Origin of the sequence: Streptomyces sp. NBC_01268 (assembly GCF_036240795.1) — a bacterium.
Taxonomy (GTDB): Bacteria; Actinomycetota; Actinomycetes; order Streptomycetales; family Streptomycetaceae; genus Streptomyces.
On record NZ_CP108454.1, the window covers coordinates 1,281,091 to 1,300,596 of the forward strand.

The 19,506-nt window shown below is 73.2% G+C and carries 15 protein-coding genes; 10 read left to right on the plus strand and 5 right to left on the minus strand.

The features are described from left to right. Positions 1-26 precede the first annotated feature (26 nt). Entirely contained in the window at positions 27-1,340 is a 1,314-nt protein-coding gene (locus OG309_RS05370) for a glycoside hydrolase family 6 protein (protein WP_329418570.1), read from the minus strand. Positions 1,341-1,486: 146 nt separating this feature from the next. Next, positions 1,487-2,371, minus strand: coding sequence for a glycosyltransferase family 2 protein (locus tag OG309_RS05375; RefSeq protein ID WP_329418572.1), 885 nt, complete (start codon positions 2,369-2,371; stop codon positions 1,487-1,489). A 351-nt stretch (positions 2,372-2,722) separates the two neighbouring features. Between OG309_RS05375 and OG309_RS05380 the strand changes: the two genes are divergently transcribed. The 8 genes from OG309_RS05380 to OG309_RS05415 all read left to right on the plus strand — a co-directional run bounded on the left by OG309_RS05380 (position 2,723) and on the right by OG309_RS05415 (position 14,427). Then, a complete protein-coding gene (locus OG309_RS05380; RefSeq protein ID WP_329418573.1) occupies positions 2,723-4,204 on the plus strand; it encodes a sugar transferase in 1,482 nt (493 codons plus the stop codon). Positions 4,205-4,221: 17 nt separating this feature from the next. Beyond that, on the plus strand, positions 4,222-5,340 hold the full coding sequence (locus tag OG309_RS05385) for a Gfo/Idh/MocA family protein (RefSeq protein WP_329418575.1): 1,119 nt from the start codon (positions 4,222-4,224) through the stop codon (positions 5,338-5,340). Then, positions 5,337-7,493, plus strand: coding sequence for an aminotransferase class I/II-fold pyridoxal phosphate-dependent enzyme (locus OG309_RS05390; protein WP_329418577.1), 2,157 nt, complete (start codon positions 5,337-5,339; stop codon positions 7,491-7,493). The genes OG309_RS05385 and OG309_RS05390 overlap by 4 nt, the downstream gene beginning before the upstream one ends. Beyond that, positions 7,490-8,245 carry an acetyltransferase gene (locus tag OG309_RS05395; RefSeq protein WP_329418578.1) on the plus strand — a complete coding sequence of 252 codons (756 nt, stop codon included), beginning with the start codon at positions 7,490-7,492 and terminating at the stop codon, positions 8,243-8,245. Before OG309_RS05390 ends, OG309_RS05395 begins: the two co-directional genes overlap by 4 nt. Beyond that, complete coding sequence (locus tag OG309_RS05400) at positions 8,242-9,357, plus strand: DegT/DnrJ/EryC1/StrS family aminotransferase (protein WP_329418580.1); 1,116 nt, start codon at positions 8,242-8,244, stop codon at positions 9,355-9,357. The genes OG309_RS05395 and OG309_RS05400 overlap by 4 nt, the downstream gene beginning before the upstream one ends. Before the next feature lie 61 nt (positions 9,358-9,418). Then, positions 9,419-12,670, plus strand: a complete 3,252-nt coding sequence (locus OG309_RS05405; RefSeq protein WP_329418582.1) for a DUF4082 domain-containing protein — start codon at positions 9,419-9,421, stop codon at positions 12,668-12,670. A 32-nt stretch (positions 12,671-12,702) separates the two neighbouring features. Next, complete coding sequence (locus OG309_RS05410) at positions 12,703-13,749, plus strand: glycosyltransferase family 2 protein (protein WP_329418584.1); 1,047 nt, start codon at positions 12,703-12,705, stop codon at positions 13,747-13,749. Between the two features lie 69 nt (positions 13,750-13,818). Further along, the gene (locus OG309_RS05415) at positions 13,819-14,427 is read left to right on the plus strand and encodes an acyltransferase (protein WP_329418586.1); all 609 of its coding nucleotides are present in this window, start codon (positions 13,819-13,821) and stop codon (positions 14,425-14,427) included. Here the strand turns inward: OG309_RS05415 and OG309_RS05420 are convergent. Next, positions 14,402-15,049: a hypothetical protein gene (locus OG309_RS05420; protein ID WP_329418587.1), complete on the minus strand. Its 648-nt coding sequence runs from the start codon at positions 15,047-15,049 to the stop codon at positions 14,402-14,404. The two genes, OG309_RS05415 and OG309_RS05420, sit on opposite strands and share 26 nt — an antisense overlap. A gap of 56 nt (positions 15,050-15,105) precedes the next feature. Here OG309_RS05420 and OG309_RS05425 point away from each other — a divergent pair, with 56 nt between their 5' ends. Both OG309_RS05425 and OG309_RS05430 read left to right on the plus strand, forming a co-directional pair. Next, positions 15,106-17,130, plus strand: coding sequence for an O-antigen ligase family protein (locus OG309_RS05425; RefSeq protein ID WP_329418588.1), 2,025 nt, complete (start codon positions 15,106-15,108; stop codon positions 17,128-17,130). Next, entirely contained in the window at positions 17,130-18,074 is a 945-nt protein-coding gene (locus OG309_RS05430) for a glycosyltransferase family 2 protein (protein ID WP_329418590.1), read from the plus strand. The genes OG309_RS05425 and OG309_RS05430 overlap by 1 nt, the downstream gene beginning before the upstream one ends. Here the strand turns inward: OG309_RS05430 and OG309_RS05435 are convergent. Both OG309_RS05435 and OG309_RS05440 read right to left on the minus strand, forming a co-directional pair. Beyond that, entirely contained in the window at positions 18,059-18,844 is a 786-nt protein-coding gene (locus OG309_RS05435; RefSeq protein WP_329418591.1) for a glycosyltransferase family 2 protein, read from the minus strand. The genes OG309_RS05430 and OG309_RS05435 overlap by 16 nt on opposite strands. Beyond that, entirely contained in the window at positions 18,844-19,506 is a 663-nt protein-coding gene (locus tag OG309_RS05440) for a class I SAM-dependent methyltransferase (RefSeq protein WP_329418593.1), read from the minus strand. The genes OG309_RS05435 and OG309_RS05440 overlap by 1 nt, the downstream gene beginning before the upstream one ends.

Sequence of the window (19,506 nt, forward strand, 5' to 3'; positions counted from 1 at the left end):
GGGGGGGTGGCGTGGTGCGGGCGTGATCATCGCGCAGGGACGGGGTCCGCGTCGAGAGTCAGGGCGGGCCGGGCCTCGCGGGCGAGACCGTGGGCCGACTCCGGCCACCAGGCGCCGGCGGGCGGGTCGACGGCGCCGTACTCGGGGTCGACGGTGCCGCCGGTGCCCCGGGTGCAGCTGCCGTCGGACTCGCCGATCGTCTTCACGTACAGGTAGGCGTCGGCCAGCGGGACGCCGGTGTCGGCGGTCGGGCGTGGGCCCATGCCCCGCCCGGGCGGGTTGCACCAGGTCTCCGGGTCGGCGTACGTGCCGGGGGCGGGGGTCCAGGGGCCGCGCCCGTTGCGGCTGGTGTCGACGACGAAGTGGAGGAGCTCGGCGGGGGCGGGGCTGCCGGTGGCCTGCTCGTACCAGGCGTCGGTCCAGTGCCAGGTGGCGGGATCGGCCGCCGAGACCGCGTTGCCGGGCGCGCCGTCGTTGGGGGCGGCGGCGGAGTAGTACTGGCTCGCGCACCAGTCGGTGTGACCGCGGGCCCAGTCGGGGCCCCGGGTGGCGAACCAGACGCACTGGGAGACCCAGGTGCCGTAGCGGGTCAGCTGGTCGGTGGGCTGGAAGTTGGAGACGTTCAGGGAGAACCCGTCGGCCTTGGCCACCCCGGCGTCGATCAGCCGCCGGGCGATGTCGCCGACGGCCTTCCACTGGCTGTTGCCCGCGTCGAGGTAGACGGAGGTGCCGGGGTGCCGCTTGAGCGTCGTGACGGCGAAGTCGAGATCGGCGAGGCGCTCGGCGGTGAGCGCGCCGGTCGGGTCGACGTTCCCCGCGCAGTCCCTGGGCAGGGCGGCCAGGGCGTCGGGTTCCAGGATCACCAGCGCGGGTCCTTCGCCGACGCCGTCGGCCAGGGCGCCGATCCAGTCGCGGTAGGCCGCCGAGGAGGGGGCGCCGCCGCTGGAGTAGAGCCCGCAGTCGCGGCCGGGGATGTCGTACGCGACGAGCACGGGGACCTGCTGCGTGGCGCGCGCCCGCGCCACGAGGGCGCCCGCTCCGGCGCGTACGCCCTCGGGCGTGCCGCCGGTGAACCAGGCGGCCTGGGGCAGCGCGGCGAGCCGGCGCATGTTCGCGGCGTCGGTGGAGCTCCCCGCCGCCTCGTCGACGACGGCCTGCCGTGCGGCGCCGCTGTCGGGGTCGACGTAGAAGCGGGTGGCGGCGGCGAGCCGCCCCTCGGGTGCCGCTCCCCCGCCCGGTGTCCCGGCCGACGCCGCCGGTGCCACGGCGGTCCAGGCCGCGCAGGCGGCGAGTGCCGCCGCCAGTGCGGCGGAACGCCGTCCGGGAATCCGGAACTTCATGAAGGGCCTCCCCTGGTGCGATCCCTCGCAGCGTAGGCGGCGGTGATCACCCAGCGGGCCGGAACCCTTCGTTCCGCTCGAACGGGACTCCGACCGGGCACGGCTCCGCACACGGCCCCGAGCACACTCCGGGACCAGGCCCGGAGTCAGTCCTGGCGGCTGCTCTCGTCCCTGAGCCAGGTGTCGAAGTCCCGTGCCCTGATCGCCTTGCGCGCGCCCCGGCGCGCCGCGAGCGCCGCCGAGAGGAAGACGACGACGGCGGGCAGCAGCAGGGGGTCGGCGCGCAGCATGGCCCGCAGGTCGGCGACCCCCGTACGGGCCGAGGGCGGCGCGGCGGGCTCGGGCGCCGCCGGACGGTCCTCGGGCGCCGACCGGGCCTGGTGGTCCTCCAGCTGGGCCGTGGAGGTGGCCGCCCGGACCCGGCGACGGATCAGGTCCCGCCAGGTGCGCGGCGGCCGGACGACCACGCGGGCGGTCCGGACGACGCTGCGTTCGGCCGGTCCGAAGGCGAGCGAGGCGGCCAGGTCGTCGGCCATCAGGGGCGGCAGCGCGGCGATGCGGGCGTGCCCCTCGCCGGACATGGCGATGACGCCCCGCCCGAAGAGCCCGTCGCGGACCGCGGGCAGCCGCTGCCACACCCGGTAGTACGCGCGCACCCGCCAGGAGCAGCCGGTCATCGGCAGCTCCCGCTCGGGCGCGGCGGCGAGGACCTCGCCGGGACCGGCGAGCGCGGCGGTCAGGGCACGGACGTCCCCGGCACCGAGCACCACGTCGGCGTCCACGTAGACGCGGGGGAAGCCGCGGGCATGGGAGTCACCGAGGCGCAGGGCCTCGTGTTTGGAGGGCACGGGGGTCTCGACGACCCGGACCCGCGGGCCGCGCCCCGCGGCGACGCGGGCGGTGGCGTCCGTACAGCCGTTGCACACGACGACGATGTCGAACTCCTCGTCGCCGGCGCCGTCCAGGAGGGCGTCCAGGAGGCGGCCGAGGGTGCGTTCCTCGTTGTGGGCGGGGATCACGATGCTGGGCACGTGGACAGTATGACCAAGGCGTCCCACTCTTACAGTTCCTTCAAGTATCGGTAGGAGTTTCACACAACTCCTGGATGGCCTGCCCTAGTTGGTCTAGATTGAGCGCTGCCGGATCCGCTGGGGCACGAACACGACTCGTCCCGGGCGGATTCAGCGTCCTGTGCGGACACCGGCCGTGGCTGGGGAGACTTGCGACCGCGGTCCGCACCGTTCAGTCAGGCGGAAGATCCGCGCACCCTCGTCGTACCACCGCTGTCTTTCCCGTGCCCGCGAGCCGCTCTCGTGCGCAGTCCCTCGGGAGGGGCGCGGTGGTTCAACAGGGTGCGCGCGAATCGCCCTTGGGGGGAATGGATGACCGTCCTGCCGGTCACGCATGAGCGGCATCGAGTCGAATCCACACATTTCGATGTCCACCGCCTGTGGTGGCGGAGGAGACACCAGATATTCCTGCTGGCCGCGGACACGACGGCGGCCGCCGTCGCCGCGGTGAGCGTCCTCGGCGCGGTGGGCCACTGGCCCGTCGTGCTCGGCCTGCCACCGGCCTGGGTGGCCCTGATGTGCGCCCACCGGTCCTACGACCGGGGCTCGTTGGGCGCCGGCGGCGAGATCTACCGCCGGGTGCTGCGCGGCGCCCTGGTGCTGCCGGCCCTGGCCGCGGTCCTCGGCTGGGGGCTGGTCCGCGATCTCGACCTGCTGCACGAGATGATCCTGGCGGCCCCGACCGTGGCCGTCCTCACCCTGGCCGCCCGCTTCCTGCTCCGGCGCTGGCTGCGCCGCGACTGGGCGCAGGGCAGGAACCGGACCACCGCGATCCTGGTCGGGCCCTCCGCGGGCGTCGCCGAGCTCCTGTCGGCACTGTGGAACGGCGGCTCCGACCGCACGCCCGGCCGGGCCGGGCTCCAGGGCATGGACATCGCCGGTGTCTGCCTGACCGATCCCGGCCACGACCGGGGCCGGGCGGTGCTCGACAAGCTGGGCGTGCCCGTGCTCGGCGGGGTGGACGAAGTCCCGGGCGCGATCCGGGGGTTCGGCGGCTCCACCACCGTGGTGGTGCTGCCCTCCCCGGAGATCGACGCGACCCTGCTGCGGGCGCTCTCCTGGAGCACGGCCGCCGCGGGCGGTGACTTCCTGCTGGCCCCGGCCTTCGGTGACGTGGCCGCCTCGCGCCTGGAGGTCCGGCCGGTCGGCGGGGTCCCGCTGATCCACCTGCGGGCTCCCCGGCTGTCCCGCTGGGCCCGGCTGCCGAAGGAGCTCGCCGAGCGGCTGCTCGCCGCGGTGCTGCTGCTCGCGCTCGCCCCGCTGATGTGCGCGGTCGCGCTGGCGGTGCGGCTCGGGAGCCGGGGCCCGGCCCTGTTCCGGCAGGTCCGGGTGGGGCTGCACGGCAAGCAGTTCACCATGTTCAAGTTCCGGACGATGCGGCCCGACGCCGAGGCCGTCAGGGACGAGCTCGCGCACGCCAACCACAACAGCGACGGGCTGCTGTTCAAGGTCCGCGACGACCCCCGCGTCACCCGGGTGGGCGCCACGCTGCGCCGCTACTCGATCGACGAACTGCCGCAGCTCCTCAACGTGCTGAACGGGCGGATGTCGCTCATCGGGCCGCGCCCGCCGCTGCCCGAGGAAGTCGCCGGATACAGCCACGAGGTCCGGCGCCGGCTGCTCGTGAAACCGGGCCTCACCGGCCTGTGGCAGGTCAGCGGGCGCTCCGACCTGCCGTGGGACGAGGCCGTACGCCTGGACCTGGCGTACGTGGACAACTGGTCGCTCGGCCTGGACGCGCTGATCCTGCTGCGCACCGGCCCCGCCGTCCTGCGCGGAACGGGGGCCTACTGACGATGAAGGGAAACCACGTGAGCGACGTGAACGACTCCGATCGGCCGGACGAGCGGCTGGGGGTCGCCGTCATAGGCGCCGGCTACTGGGGCCCGAACCTGGTGCGCAACTTCCAGGCCAGCGACCGCTTCCGGCTGCGCTGGCTCTGCGACCTCGACGTCACGCGCGCCCAGCGGGTCCTCGGCGGGTACTCCACCGTCCAGGCCACCGACGACTACGCGGCGGTCCTCGCCGACCCGGCCGTGCACGCCGTCGCCGTGGCCACCCCGGCCGGCACCCACCTGGACGTGGCGCTCGCGGCGCTGCGCGCGGGCAAGCACGTCCTGGTCGAGAAGCCGCTGGCCACCACGTACGCCGACGGGGCGCGGCTGGTCGCCGAGGCCGAGGAGCGCGGCCTGACCCTGATGTGCGACCACACCTACTGCTACACCCCGGCGGTGGCGAAGATCCGCGAGCTGGTACGCGAGGGCGCGCTCGGCGACATCCACTACGTGGACTCGGTGCGGATCAACCTGGGTCTGGTCCAGAAGGACATCGACGTGCTGTGGGACCTCGCCCCGCACGACCTGTCGATCCTGGACTTCATCCTGCCCGAGCACGTGGAGCCGGTCGCGGTCGCCGCGCACGGTGCCGACCCGATCGGCGCGGGCCAGGACTGCATCACCTACCTGACCCTCCAGCTGAACACCGGGGCCATCGCCCACGTGCACGTCAACTGGCTCTCCCCGACCAAGGTCCGCACCACCATGGTCGGCGGCTCCAAGCGCACCCTGGTCTGGGACGACCTCAACCCGGCCCAGCGCGTCGCGCTGTTCGACCGCGGGGTGGACCTGGCGACTCCCCAGGAGCTGGGCGCGGACGAGCGCCGCGAGGCCCTCATCTCGTACCGCAGCGGCGACATGGTCGCCCCGGCGATCGGCGAGAGGGAGGCGCTGCGCAGCATGGTCGACGAGTTCGCGGCGGCGATCACGGGGGGCCGGCCGCCGCTCACCGACGGCCGGGCGGGGCTGCGGGTGCTGGACATCCTGGAGGCGGCGTCGCGGAGCCTGCAGTTCCGCGGTGCGGTCGTCGGGCTGCGGACCGGATCCGACCGGTCCCTCAAGAACGGTGACGAAGTGCGGGGAGAACGGCGTTGAGCGATATCGCGGGCAAGCGGGTCCTGGTCACCGGCGGTGCCGGCACCATCGGCTCCCATGTGACGGACCTCCTGGTGGAGGGGGGTGCGAGCCAGGTCGTCGTCCTGGACAACTTCGTGCGCGGCCGGCGGGCCAATCTCGCCGAGGCCCTGGCGAGCGGCCGGGTCGAGCTCGTCGAGGGCGACATCCGCGACGCGGCGACCGTCCACCGGGTGACCGAGGGCGCCGACCTCGTCTACCACCTGGCGGCGATCCGCATCACCCAGTGCGCGGAGGAGCCCCGGCTCGCCAACGAGGTCATGGTGAACGGCACGTTCAACGTCCTGGAGGCCGCCGCGGCCGCCGGGGTGGGGAAGGTGATCGCCTCCTCGTCGGCCTCCGTGTACGGCCTGGCGGAGTCGTTCCCGACCACCGAGCGGCACCACCCGTACAACAACGACACGTTCTACGGGGCGGCCAAGGCCTTCAACGAGGGCATGCTGCGCAGCTTCCACTCCATGTACGGACTGGACTACGTGGCGCTGCGCTACTTCAACGTGTACGGGCCGCGGATGGACATCCACGGCCTCTACACCGAGGTGCTGATCCGCTGGATGGAGCGGATCGAGGCGGGCGAGCCGCCGCTGATCCTCGGCGACGGCACCCAGACGATGGACTTCGTCGACGTGCGGGACATCGCCCGCGCCAACATCCTGGCGGCGCGCGAGGGGCTCACCGACGAGGTGTTCAACGTGGCCAGCGCCACCGAGACCTCGCTGCGCGAGCTCGCCGACGGTCTCCTCGGCGTGATGGGCTCCGACCTGGAGCCCGTGCACGGCCCGGCCCGCGCGGTCAACGGGGTGACCCGGCGGCTCGCGGACACCACGCTCGCCGAGGAGCGGCTCGGCTTCAAGGCCGAGATCGACCTGCGGACCGGTCTGCGGGACCTGGTCGACTGGTGGCGGGCGGAGAAGGGCGCCACGGCGACGGACTCCGACCTGGCCGCCGACGCGGGGGCGGAGGCCGCCGGGAAGGCGCCCGTCCGGATTCCCGTGATGGTGCCGTGGCTCGGCGAGGAGGAGGCGAAGGCGGCCTCCGACACCGTGCTGTCCGGCTGGGTCGCGCAGGGTCCGAAGGTCGCCGAGTTCGAGCGGGCCTTCGCGGAGCGGGTCGGCGCCCGGCACGGTGTCGCGGTCAGCTCCTGCACGACCGCGCTCCACCTGGCCCTGGTCGCCCTCGGCCTCGGCCCCGGGGACAAGGTCGTCGTCCCCTCGCTCTCCTTCATCGCGACCGCCAACGCCGTGCGGTACGTGGGCGCCGAGCCGGTCTTCGCCGACGTCGACCTCGCCACCGGCAACCTCACCGCCGCCACCGTGGACGCGGTCCGCACACCGGACACCAAGGCCGTGCTCCTGGTCCACCAGGGCGGGGTGCCCGCGGACGTGACCGCGCTGCGGGCCGCCTGCGAGGACTGGGGGCTGCCGCTGGTGGAGGACGCGGCCTGCGCGATCGGCTCCACCGTCGACGGCGCCTCCGTCGGGCGGGGCGCGCTGCTCGCCGCCTGGTCCTTCCACCCGCGCAAGCTGCTCACCACCGGCGAGGGCGGCATGATCACCACCGACGACGCCGAGTGGGCGGCGCGGCTGCGCCGGCTGCGCGAGCACGGGATGAACGTCTCGGCCGCCGAGCGCCACGCGAGCGGCAAGCCGGTCCTGGAGAGCTACCTGGAGACCGGGTTCAACTACCGGATGACCGACATCCAGGCGGCGGTCGGCCTCGCCCAGCTGGCGAAGTTGGACGCGATGGTGGCCCGCCGCCGCGAGCTGGCCGCCCGCTACGGGGAGCTGCTGCGGGACGTGCCCGGCCTGGAGCCGGTGCGGGATCCGGCGCACGGGGAGGGCAACTTCCAGTCGTACTGGGTGCTGCTCTCCGAGGAGTTCCCGGTGGGCCGCGACGAGCTGCTCGCCGTGCTCGCCGAGGCGGGGGTGTCGGCCCGTCGGGGCATCATGGCCGGCCACCTGGAACCGGCCTACGCGGGCCACCCCGCGGGTCCCCTGCCGGCCACCGAGCGGATCGCCCGCGACTCGCTGATCCTGCCGCTGTTCCACACCCTGACCGAGGAGCAGCAGGACCGCGTGGTCGCCGTCCTGAGGGAAGCGGCGGCGCGTCCGTGACCCAGCTCGTCATCGTCGGCGCCGGCGGCTTCGCGCGGGAGACCGCGCAGGCCGTCCGCGCCGCCGGCCTGCCCCTGGCGGGCCATCTCGACGACGACCCGGCACTCCACGGCGTCGAGGTCGACGGCGTGCCCGTGCTCGGCGGCAGCGCGCTGGTGCGGGAGCTGCCCGACGCGTCCTTCGTGGTGTGCGTCGGCAGCCCGCGCGACTACGCGGCCCGCGCCCGGGTGGTCGCCCGGCTCGGGCTGCCGGAGGAGCGGTACGCCACCGTGGTGCACCCGACCGCGGTGGTCTCCGCCAGTTCCGCGCTCGGTCCCGGCACGGTGCTCCTGGCGCACGCGGTCCTGACGGCCGCGGTGCGGGTGGGCCGGCACGTCGCGGTGATGCCGCACACCGTCCTCACCCACGACGACGAGGTGGCGGACTTCGCCACCCTCGCCTCCGGGGTGCGGCTGGGCGGCGGCGCGCGGATCGGCCGGGGTGCCTATCTCGGCGCGGGCGCGCTGGTCCGCGAGGGCACGGCGGTCGGTGCCTGGTCGCTCGTGGGCATGGGCAGCACGGTCCTGGCCGACGTCCCCGCGGGCGAGGTGTGGGCCGGTTCCCCGGCGCGCCGGCTGCGCGCTGCGGCGCCCTCGGCCCTCGAACAGCTCACGGCGGACGGCCTCGGCCCCGCCGACGACACCGTCCCCGAGCCGGCCCGGCCGGCCCCGCACGTCCCGCCCGTCCCGGCAAGAGGAGTGAACGGCACATGAACCAGATCCCCCTGGTGGACCTGAAGGCGGCACACGCCGAGGTCGCCGAGGAGATACGCGCCGGCTTCGACCGGGTGCTGGCCGGGACCGCCTTCATCGGCGGCACGGAGGTCCGGGAGTTCGAGCGGGAGTACGCCGCGTTCGGCGGCGTCGCGCACGTCGTGGGCGTCGCCAACGGCACCGACGCCCTGGAGCTGGCGCTGCGGGCGAGCGGGGTCGGCTCCGGCGACGAGGTGGTCGTCCCCGCGAACACCTTCATCGCCACGGCCGGCGCGGTCGCCCGTGCCGGGGCCCGTCCGGTGCTGGTCGACTGCGACCCGCAGACCCTGCTGATCGACCCCGCGGCGGCCGTGGCCGCGGTGGGGCCGGGCACCCGGGCCGTGGTGCCGGTCCACCTGTACGGGCAGAGCGCGGACGTGGCCGCACTCGCCGCCGCGCTGCCGGAAGGCGTACGGATCGTCGAGGACGCCGCCCAGAGCCAGGGCGCGAGCCGGGACGGACGGACGCCGGGAAGCGGGGGCATCGCCGCCACCAGCTTCTACCCGGGCAAGAACCTCGGCGCCTACGGCGACGCCGGGGCGGTGCTCACCGACGACCCCGAGGCGGCCGCCCTGGTACGGGCGATCGCCAACCACGGCGGGGTCGAGAAGTACCGGCACGACGTGCCCGGCTTCAACAGCCGGCTCGACGGGCTGCAGGCCGTGGTGCTCCGGGCCAAGCTGCGCCGGCTCGCCGCCGGCAACGCGGCCCGGCGGGCGGCGGCGGCCCGCTACGACGAGCTGCTGGCCCCGCTCGCCGGGTCCGGGCGGCTGGTGCTCCCGGTCACCGCCGAGGGCAACGAGCACGTGTGGCACCTCTACGTGGTGCGGGTGCCCGGGGCCGACCGCGACGCGGTGGTCGGCAAGCTCAACGCGGGGGGTGTCGGCGCCGGGGTGCACTACCCGGACCCGGTCCACCTGACGCCCGCCTACGCCCATCTCGGCCACCGCCGGGGGGACTTCCCGCACGCCGAGCGGGCCGCCGGCGAGATCCTCTCGCTCCCGCTCTTCCCGCAGATCACCCCCGACCAGCAGCAGCAGGTCGTGGACGCACTGGTGAACGCCCTGAACTAGGGCCCGCTCCCCCACCCCGGCCGGTAGGCCTGGACCTGTACTGCCCGTGAAAGGTACAGCGATGCAAAACCGATTCCGTCGAGCCAGGGGCGCCCTGTTCGCCCTGGCAGCGGCGCTGACTGCGATCTTCTTGCCGCCGGTCGGAGAGGCGAGCGCGCTCGCCGATCCATGCGGTACGGGCAGCAATCCCATCGTCTGCGAGAACTCCAAGCCGGGCACGCCCAGGTCCGACTGGTTCGCGGGCAGCGCCTGGGGCGACATCGCGGGATTCCCCACCAAGATGAGCCTGCAGGCCGGGGAGACCCTCCAGTTCAAGGTCCAGTCGCCCTCCGCCTACCGGATCCGGATCTACCGGCTCGGCTGGTACGGCAGTGACGGCGCCCGGCTGATCTCCACCCAGGCCCAGGCCGACCAGACCTACCCCGCCACCTACCTCACCCAGCGGCCCAGCTGTCTGAAGGACCAGCCGACGGGGCTGATGGACTGCGGCAACTGGCCCGCCACCGCGAGCTGGACCGTGCCGAGCGACGCGGTCTCCGGCCTCTACGTGGCCAACTTCGACCAGGCCGACGGCAACGGCCTCATGCCGTACCCGTTCGTGGTGCGCAACGACGCCAGCCGCTCCGACATCGTCGTGCAGACCTCGGACCAGACCTGGCAGGCGTACAACGACTGGGGCGGCACCAACCTCTACGACGGTCAGGGGCCGGCGCCCGACGGGCGGGCGTACAAGGTCAGTTACAACCGCCCGATGGACATCGGCGGCGAGAACGGCATCTACGGGTCCGAGTTCGAGATGATCTCGTGGCTGGAGCGCAACGGCTACGACCTCAGTTACGTCTCGGGACTGGACACGGCCACCCGGGGCTCCGCGCTGCTCGCGAACCACAAGATGTTCATGTCCCAGGGGCACGACGAGTACTGGACCCAGGAGCAGTTCACCAACGTGCTCAACGCGCGGAAGGCGGGCCAGCACCAGACCTACTTCTCCGGCAACGAGGTCTTCTGGAAGACCCGGCTGGAGCCGAGCATCGACGGCAGTGGCACCGCGAACCGGACCCTGGTCTGCTACAAGGAGACCAAGCTCAAGTTCCCCACGCCGAACGGCGTGCCCGACCCCAGCAACGTGTGGACGGGCACCTGGATGGATCCGGACAGCACCAAGGAGGGCGAGCCCTACCGGCCGCAGAACATCCTCACCGGTTCGCTGTTCCAGGTGAACGGACCCCGCAACGACGCCATCACGGTGCCCGCCGCGTTCGCGAAGATGCGCCTGTGGCGCAACACCTCGGTCGCCGGCCTGACCGGCAACCAGGTGGCCACCTTCCCGCAGGGCACCCTCGGCTACGAGTGGGACAGCGACATCGAGAACGCCTCCCGGCCGGCCGGGCAGATCAGGCTCTCCTCCACCGCCGTCGACGTCAACGACGGCAACTACCTGCTCGACTGGGGCAACTACTACGGCAACGGCACCGCGACCCACAGCCTCGTCGCCTTCCGTGACCAGACCTCCCACGCCCTGGTGTTCGGCACCGGCACCGTGCAGTGGTCCTGGGGCCTGACCAACGTCCCGACGGCGGACCCCGACGGCGGGGTGATCACCGAGGACAAGCGGATGCAGCAGGCCACCGTGAACATCCTCGCCGACATGGGGTTCCAGCCGAAGTCCCTGCAGGACGGCCTGGTCCAGGCCCAGGCGTCCCAGGACGTCACCGGGCCCACGGTCACCGTGACCAGCCCGGCCCCGAACGGCTCCGTCCCCGCGCTGCGGCAGATCACCGTCGCCGGCACGGCGGCCGACTCGGGCGGCGTGGTCGCCCGGGTGGAGGTCTCCACCGACGGCGGCACCACCTGGAAGGCGGCCGAGGGCACGAGCTCCTGGAGCTACAAGTGGACCCCGCTGACGGAGGGGCCGGTCCAGCTCAAGGTCCGCGCCGTCGACGACAGCGTCAACCTCGGCAACGCCACCACCGTCCCGCTGACCGTGACCCAGCAGCAGTGCCCCTGCACGGTGTGGCCGGCCACGGCCACCCCCACCAAGGCGAACAGCGGCGACGGCAGCTCCGTCGAGCTCGGGGTGAAGGTGCGCAGTTCGGTACCCGGCACCCTCACCGGCGTCCGCTTCTACAAGTCGAGCGCCAACGTCGGCACCCACAAGGGCAGCCTGTGGTCCGCCGCGGGTCAGCTCCTGGCGACCGGCACCTTCACCAACGAGACCGCCTCCGGCTGGCAGGAGCTGAAGTTCGCCAACCCGATCCCGGTGAAGGCCAACACCACCTACATCGCCTCGTACTTCGCCCCGAGCGGCGGATACTCCTACGACGCCCACTACTTCACCGACAAGGACGCCGGTCTCGCCCCGCTGACGGCGCTGCAGTCCGGTACCGACGGCGGCAACGGCGTCTACCGGTACGGCACCACCAGCGGCTTCCCGAACCAGGCGTCCGCGGGCAGCAACTACTGGGTCGACGCCATCCTGGAGACCGGCTCGGCCAGCACCGTTCCGCCGACCGTCACCGGGCGCACGCCGAACCCCGGAGCGACCGGGGTGTCGATCACGGCCCCGCTGTCGGCCACCTTCAACCAGAGCATCGACAGCGGCACCCTGGCCTTCACGGTGCAGGGCCCCGGCGGCACCTCGGTCCCCGGCCGGGCCACACTCGACGGGGACGGGAAGACCGCGGCGTTCACGCTCAACAGCCAGCTGGCACTCGGCACCACGTACACGGTCTCCGTGCAGGCCGCCGACCTGTGGGGCAACGCGATGCCCGCCCCGGTCACCTGGACCTTCACGACGAGCTCGACCCCGCCGCCGGCCGCCTGCCCCTGCACCCTGTGGAGCGCGCAGACGGTGCCCTCGAAGACCGCGGAGACCAGTGACGGCAACTCGCTCGAACTGGGCACCCGCTTCCAGTCCTCGCTGAACGGCAAGGTCACGGGCATCACGTTCTACAAGGGCGCGACCAACACCGGCAGCCACACCGGCAGTCTGTGGGCCGCCGACGGCACCCAGCTCGCCACCGGCACCTTCGGCGGCGAGACGGCCACGGGCTGGCAGACCCTGACCTTCGCCACTCCGGTCACGATCACCGCGGGCACCACCTACGTGGCCTCGTACCATGCGCCGAACGGCAACTACGCCTCGGATGCCGGGTTCTTCACCGGCGCCCACCTGAACTACCCGCTGTCGGCACCCGCGGACGCCGGCGGCAGCGCCAACGGGCTGTACCGGTACGGCGCCACGAGCGCCTTCCCGAACAGCTCCTACAACTCGACGAACTACTGGGTCGGTCCGGTCTTCACGACCGGCTGACCCAGCCCGACCGAAAACGGGGAACGCACCACATGAGCTCAGTCAGCGTCGTCATCCCCTGCTACAAGTACGGCCACTTCCTGGCCGACTGCGTACGCAGCGTGCTCGACGAACAACCCGGCCTCGACGTGCGGGTGCTGATCATCGACGACGCGTCCCCCGACGACTCGGCGGAGGCGGCCCAAAGACTGGCCGCCTCCGACCCGCGGATCGAGGTGCGGGTCCACGAGAAGAACAAGGGGCACATCGCCACCTACAACGAGGGCCTGCTGGAGTGGGCGGACGGCGACTACGTCGTGCTCCTGTCCGCCGACGACCGGCTGGTCCCCGGGGCGCTCGTGCGGGCCGTGGCCCTGCTCGACGCCCACCCCGAGGCGGGCTTCGCCTATGGCAGGCCGCTGCGCTTCCGGCACGGCGGACCGCTCCCGGCGGCCCGCACCCGCTCCACCGGATCCGTCGTCTACCCCGGCCACTGGTGGCTGGAGCGGCGCTTCCGCGAGGGCACCGGGTGCATCACCTCACCGGAGGTGGTGGTCCGCACCAGCCTCCAGCGGAAGGTGGGCGGCTACGATCCCGAGCTGCCGCACGCCGGGGACATCGAGATGTGGATGCGGCTGGCCGCCCACGCGGACGTCGGCTACGTCGCGGGGGCCGACCAGGCCTACTACCGGGTCCACGGGAACAACATGTCCACCACCGACTTCGGTGGCCAGCTCGACGACCTGCGACAGCGCCGGGCCGCCTTCACGGCGGTCCTGGAGAAGTGCGCCGACCGGCTCCCCCAGGCGGACCGCCTGGCGGGCCTGGTCGACACCCGGCTGGCCCGCCAGGCCCTGCGGCGGGCCTACCGGGCCTACGACCGGGGGCGCACCGACGTCGTACCGGTCGAGGAACTGGTGGAGCTCGCCCGGCAGTGGCGGCCGGACGCCGAGGCGCTGCCGGAGTTCCGGGCGCTGCGGCTGCGGCGCCGGATCGGGGCGCGGGTCATGCCGTACCTCCAGCCGCTGGTGCTCTCGGCGGTGGTCGACCGGGGCCGTGAGTGGCTCTGGTGGCGCTCCTGGAAGCGCCGGGGCGTCTAGTTCCGCTCGCACCGGAACGAACGGGTCTCATCAGCTCTCAACGGGTCTCACCCAAAGAAAGGCTCATCCGTGAACTACCGCGTCCAGCCCACCGCCCAGGTCGACGAGAAGGCCGTCGTCGGCGCGGGCAGCAGTGTGTGGGAGCTGGCCCAGATCCGCGAGGACGCCCGGCTCGGCGAGAACTGCGTGGTGGGGCGGGGCGCGTACGTCGGCCCCGGGGTGAGCATCGGCGACAACTGCAAGCTGCAGAACTACGCCCTGGTCTACGAGCCGGCCGTGCTCGGGGACGGCGTCTTCATCGGCCCGTCCGTGGTCCTGACCAACGACCACAACCCGCGGGCGGTGGACCCCGACGGGCGGCTGAAGCGGGGCGGCGACTGGGAGCCGGTCGCGGTCCGGATCGGCGACGGCGCGGCCGTCGGCGCCCGCTCGGTGTGCGTGGCCCCGGTGACCATCGGGCGCTGGGCGCTGGTCGCGGCCGGTTCGGTGGTCACCGCGGACGTTCCCGACTTCGCCCTGGTGATGGGGGTCCCGGCCCGGCGGGCCGGCTGGGTCGGCAAGGCCGGGGTCCGGCTGACCGAGGAGGCCGGCACGCCCGGTGTGTGGCGCTGCCCGGAGACCGGTGAGCGCTACGAGGAGCGGGACGGGCGGCTCACGGAGTACGGTGCGGCGCGCTGAGCCGCCGTCCGCGGCGGGCCGCCGCGAGCCGCTCGATCCACAGCGCCGACATCACGCCGGCGAGGGTGCCCAGCGCGCCCGCGCCGGCCACGGCTCGGGTGCGGTTGGGGGGCAGGGCGACGGTGCCGGGGCGGTTCACCAGGTCGACGGTGAGCAGGGTCGCGGACGGCACGTGCTGCGCGGCCTGGAGGGCGTTCAGGTGCTTGCCGTACACCCCGATGATCAACTGGACCTGTCGGTCCGCCTCTTCGGGCCGGCTCTGCTCCGACTCGACCTGCAGGGTGGGGATCGAGTAGTACGGGGTGGCGCTGGTGCCGCTGTTGCGGGGCGTGATCCGATAGGTGCCGCGCACGCCGGCGGCCCGCAGCTCGGCCTGCCCGGCCGGCGACTGGAGCTGCTGGACGACGGCGTAGGACACCAGGGCCAGCGAGGGCTGGAGGTTGGTCAGCTGGTTGGGCTGGTTGCCGGTCCGCGGCGGCTTCACGACCAGCACCGCCGAGCTCTGGCAGCGGGGCGCGGGCCGCAGCGCCGGGTAGCAGGCGGCGCCGGTGAGGAGCATGGCGAGGACCAGGACGTACCAGCGGCGCAGCAGCACGCGGGCCAGTCCTTCGGGAGTCAGCACGTCTCTTTCCATCAGCATCGATACTGGCAGCACGAAGAGGAACCGGGGGAGGGTTCGTGAGCATCGCCGAGATCTTCCGCGTCCTGGCCGGGCGTTGGTACGTGATGGTGCCGCTGACCCTGCTCAGTCTGCTGGCGGGCGGCTACCTGTACACGACCGTGCCCGTGACGTACGAGTCGCAGAGCCAGCTCGCCCTGCTGAACTCCAGCAAGGTGGCGAAGCCGGCGCCCAGTTACGGCAACACCCTGGCGTACGCGAGCGGTTCGCTGATCGGCACGGCCGACGTGCTGATCCGCGCGCTCCAGTCGCCCGAGACGGCCCGTTTACTCCAAGGCCGCGGGATCACCGACGAGTACGGCGTGGACTTCGCCGCCCAGGCGGAGGGGCCGCTGCTCACCCTGACGGTCAAGGGCGAGGACAAGGCCAAGGTCCTGGAGGAGACCCGGAAGATCACGGACTACGCCTCCGAGCAGCTCCAGGTGCTCCAGGAGCAGGCCCGGGTGCCGGAGGGCTACTACGTCAGGTCGGCGCGGATCGTGCCGCCGCAGAAGCCGGTCTCACAGCCCAAGTCGCGCTACCAGAAGGTGGCCGCCGTCGTCGTCTTCGGTGTGACGGGCGCCTTCCTGCTCTCCTTCGTGATCGAGACCTGGGCGGCGGCCCGCCGCCGCACCCGCGGTCTGCCGGACCCGCCCGCGCCCCCGGCGCCCCGGCCCGGCGCGGGGCGGCTGCGCACCCTGCTGACCCGGCCGCTGGACGCCACGGCCGTCCTCACCGGCTATCTGGCGCTCGCCCTGTTCCTCCCGTCGAACCTGGCGCTGCCGGCGCTCGGCGGCGCGGGCACCCCGGCGAACGTCTTCGCGCTGCTCGGCCTGTTCTGGTACCTGGCGACCTGGTGCGGCGGGCGGATCGCCCCCGCGCCGGGGACCCGCACCATGCGCACGGTCATGCTGCTGCTCGCGGTCGGCGTGCTCCTGTCGTACGTCGCCAACCAGGACCGGATCAGCTCGCAGAAGGAGATCCTCGCCGCCGACCGGGGGCTGATCGTGCTCCTGGTGTGGGTGTCGCTGGTGGTGCTGACCACGGCCGGGATCCAAGACCGGGCACGGCTCGACGTGCTGATGCGGCGGCTCGTGGTGATGGGCTCGATCGTCGCCCTGCTCGGCCTGTACGACTTCTTCACCGGCACCAACATCGCCGACTCGCTGCGCGTCCCGGGCCTGAACTCCAGCGTGGCGAACGTGGCGGTGCTGGACCGGGGTTCGTTCACCCGGCCGCGCTCGCTGACCGCCCACCCGCTGGAGTTCAGCGGGATGCTCGCGATCCTGCTGCCGTTCGCCATCGCTCAGGCCTTCGACCCGGTGCGGGCCCATCTGCCCGGGTGGAAGCGCTGGGCGCCGGTGGTCCTGCTCGGCGGCGGGCTGCCCCTGACGGTGTCGCGGACCTCGATCATCGGTCTGCTGGTGGTCGTCCTGATCATGCTGCCCCGGTGGAAGCCGCAGCGGCGGTGGACCGCGATCGGCATCCTGTTCGGCGCGGTGGCGGTGTTCAAGGTCCTGGTGCCGGGGCTCATCGGCACGATCACCACCCTCTTCTCGGGCAGCCTCAACAACGCGGACAGCAGCACCCAGGCCCGCACGATCAAGTACCCGAAGATCGCCGAGTACTTCGCGCAGGATCCGGTGTTCGGCCGGGGCTTCGGCACCTTCACGCCCGAGCGGTACTTCTTCACCGACAACCAGTACCTGCTGACGCTGGCGGAGCTGGGCGCGCTCGGCGTCCTCGTCCTGCTCGTCCTGGGTCTGACCGGGGTGCACAACGGCGGCGCGATCCGGCGGCTGGCCCGGGACGAGGCGGACCGGGAGCTCGGCCAGGCCTTCTTCGCCTCCGCGCTGGTCGCCCTGGTGATCAGCGCCACCTTCGACACCCTGAGCTTCCCCATGTTCGCCGGCGTCTTCTTCCTGCTCCTCGGCGCGGGAGGCAGCTGCCTCGGATTCGTACGGCGTGAGGCGGAGCCGGCCCGGCCGGCCGAGCGGGTGCCGCGCCCACGCACGCCCGACTCGACGCACCTCGTGGAGATCTGATGCACCACCATCGCAAGGACGCGGGACCGGTCGCCGTCCTCGTCGTGACCTGGAACAGCGCCGAGGTGCTGCCCGGCTTCCTGGAGTCGCTGCCGGCCGGGATGGCGGGCCTGGACTGGCGTCTCGTCGTCGCCGACAACGCCTCGTCGGACGACACGGTGGCCGTGGTCCGCAAGCACGCCCCCGAGGCCACCGTCGTCGAGACGGGCCGCAACGGCGGCTACTCCTTCGGGATCAACGCGGCGCTGCGCGCCGCGGCCGCCTGGGAGGGCGGCTTCGGCCCGGTGCTGATCTGCAACCCGGACGTCCGCATGGCCGAGGGCTGTGCGGCGACGCTGATCGGGGCGCTGGGCGAGCCGCTGCCGGACGGCACCCGGGTCGGCGTCAGCGTGCCCCTGCTCCACGAGGAGGACGGGGCGCTCATCCACTCGCTGCGCCGTGAGTCCAGCGTGACCCGGGCGCTCGGCGAGGCCGTGCTGGGCAACCGCAGGGCCGGGCGCTTCCCGCGCTGGAGCGAGCTGGTCACGGCGCCGTCCGCGTACGCCGGGCGGACCGAGGCGGACTGGGCGACCGGGGCGCTGCTCGCCCTGTCCCGGGAGTGCGTGGCGGCCTGCGGGCCGTGGGACGAGTCGTTCTTCCTCTACTCGGAGGAGACGGAGTACTGCCTGCGCGCCCGGGACCTCGGGCTGCGCACCCGCCTGGAGCCGCGGGCCCGGGCCACCCACCTGGGCGGCGACTCCCGGGTCTCGCCCCGGCTGTGGTCCCTGCTGGTGGTGAACCGGGTGCGCCTGTTCCGGCGCCGCCACGGCCTGCCGGCGACGGTGGCGTTCCGCTCGGCGGTGCTGTTGCGGGAGGCGTCCCGGGCGGCGCTCGGCCGGGAGCCGGCCCGGGCGGCGGTGCGCGCCCTGCTCGGCGCGCCCCGCTCCCCTCACCAGGACGTGTAGAAGCTGCCCGGGTTGACCAGGTAGCGCACGGTGGGCCGGGCGAGGTGCGTCACCCGGCGGCCGCGGCTGTAGCGGCGGATCAGCTCCCAGTCCTCCCGGGGCAGCACCTCGGGGGTGCGCCGCAGACGGCTGAAGCGGAGGGCCGGGACGCGCCGCGCGACGAACGCGTTGGTGTCCAGGAAGGCCTCGTGGGCGGCCCTGCGGCGGTCGAACGGCACCGACAGGACGTCCATGTCGGTGCCGTCCGGCCGCACCCTGCGCAGCGCCGTGTAGACGCCGTCGGGCCCTCCGGGGGCGGTCAGGGCGCCGAGCGCCTCCCGGAGGTGCTCGGGTTCCCAGAGGTTGTCGTCGTCGAGGAAGGCGACGTACCGCGAGGCGGTGAGCCGGATGCCGACGTTGCGGACCACCCCGGCCACGCCGGTGTTCCGGCTCAGCGAGACGGCGAACAGACGGGGGTCCGCGGGGAGTTCCGGCAGGCCCGCGCCGTCGTCCACCACGATGACGACCTGGTCGCGGACGGACTGCTCCAGGGCCGAGCGGACGGCCCGCAGCAGCGCCTCGGGCCGCCGGTGGGTGGCGATGACCGTGGCGACCTCGGCGGTGGGGCGCCGGCCGAGGACCCGGGCGAGCCGGGCGGTCTCGGCGTCCTCGAAGCGGCGCAGCCGGACGGCGCCGGGCGCGAGCAGGACCTTGTTGCGGAGCTCGTACAGGACCAGCCACCCGAAGAGCCGTTTCGACAGCTCCCACGGCCCCCTGAGGACCCGGCGCATCAGACCCGGGTGCGGACGGCCGTCAGCGACTTGGTGAGCCCCGCCACCCGCTCGCTGAGGATCACGGAGCGGGGGAAGAGGTAGCTCATCTCGGCGCGGGTGAGCAGCTCGATGTTGATGACCGCGTCCATGCCCTCCTCGGGCGTGGCGGGGCGGCTGTGGGTGAGCGGCCAGTGCCGGACCAGCTTGGCCTGGGCGGCCAGCGGCAGGAACTGGAAGCCGGGGGCGAGGAAGTGCGGCTCGACCGGGAAGTACCGGTAGGGGGTCTGCACCCAGTGCAGCGGGGCGAGTTGCTCGATCGCGGCGACGAAGCGGCGGCGCTGGCTGGGGCCGCCGACGTGCTCGATGGTGGAGTTGGAGACCACCAGGTCGAACTCCCCCAGCTTGGCGGGGATCTCGGGGTCGGTGACGTCGGCGATCTCCGCGGTGATCCAGTCGGGCAGCTCGGTGGGGTGCGCCTCCAGGTTCACCAGGTGGACCTGCTGGGGGCGGTGCGGGGACCGCTGCCAGTTCTCCGCGGTGCCGCCCAGGTCCACCACCCTCATGTCCTCGATCTGCGGGAAACACCTGCGGAATCGCTCCCAGCGGGCCGCACGGAACCGTTCGCCGAGCGAGTCGGGCGCGTCGACGAATCGATTGCGGAGGGCACGGGTGCGCGACAT

Coding starts and splice junctions, on each gene's coding strand:
- OG309_RS05370 (WP_329418570.1), bottom strand. CDS start 1,340: ATGAAGTTCCGGATTCCCGGACGGCGTTCCGCCGCACTGGCGGCGGCA.
- OG309_RS05380 (WP_329418573.1), top strand. CDS start 2,723: ATGACCGTCCTGCCGGTCACGCATGAGCGGCATCGAGTCGAATCCACA.
- OG309_RS05400 (WP_329418580.1), top strand. CDS start 8,242: ATGAACCAGATCCCCCTGGTGGACCTGAAGGCGGCACACGCCGAGGTC.
- OG309_RS05405 (WP_329418582.1), top strand. CDS start 9,419: ATGCAAAACCGATTCCGTCGAGCCAGGGGCGCCCTGTTCGCCCTGGCA.
- OG309_RS05410 (WP_329418584.1), top strand. CDS start 12,703: ATGAGCTCAGTCAGCGTCGTCATCCCCTGCTACAAGTACGGCCACTTC.
- OG309_RS05430 (WP_329418590.1), top strand. CDS start 17,130: ATGCACCACCATCGCAAGGACGCGGGACCGGTCGCCGTCCTCGTCGTG.
- OG309_RS05435 (WP_329418591.1), bottom strand. CDS start 18,844: ATGCGCCGGGTCCTCAGGGGGCCGTGGGAGCTGTCGAAACGGCTCTTC.
- OG309_RS05440 (WP_329418593.1), bottom strand. CDS start 19,506: ATGTCGCGCACCCGTGCCCTCCGCAATCGATTCGTCGACGCGCCCGAC.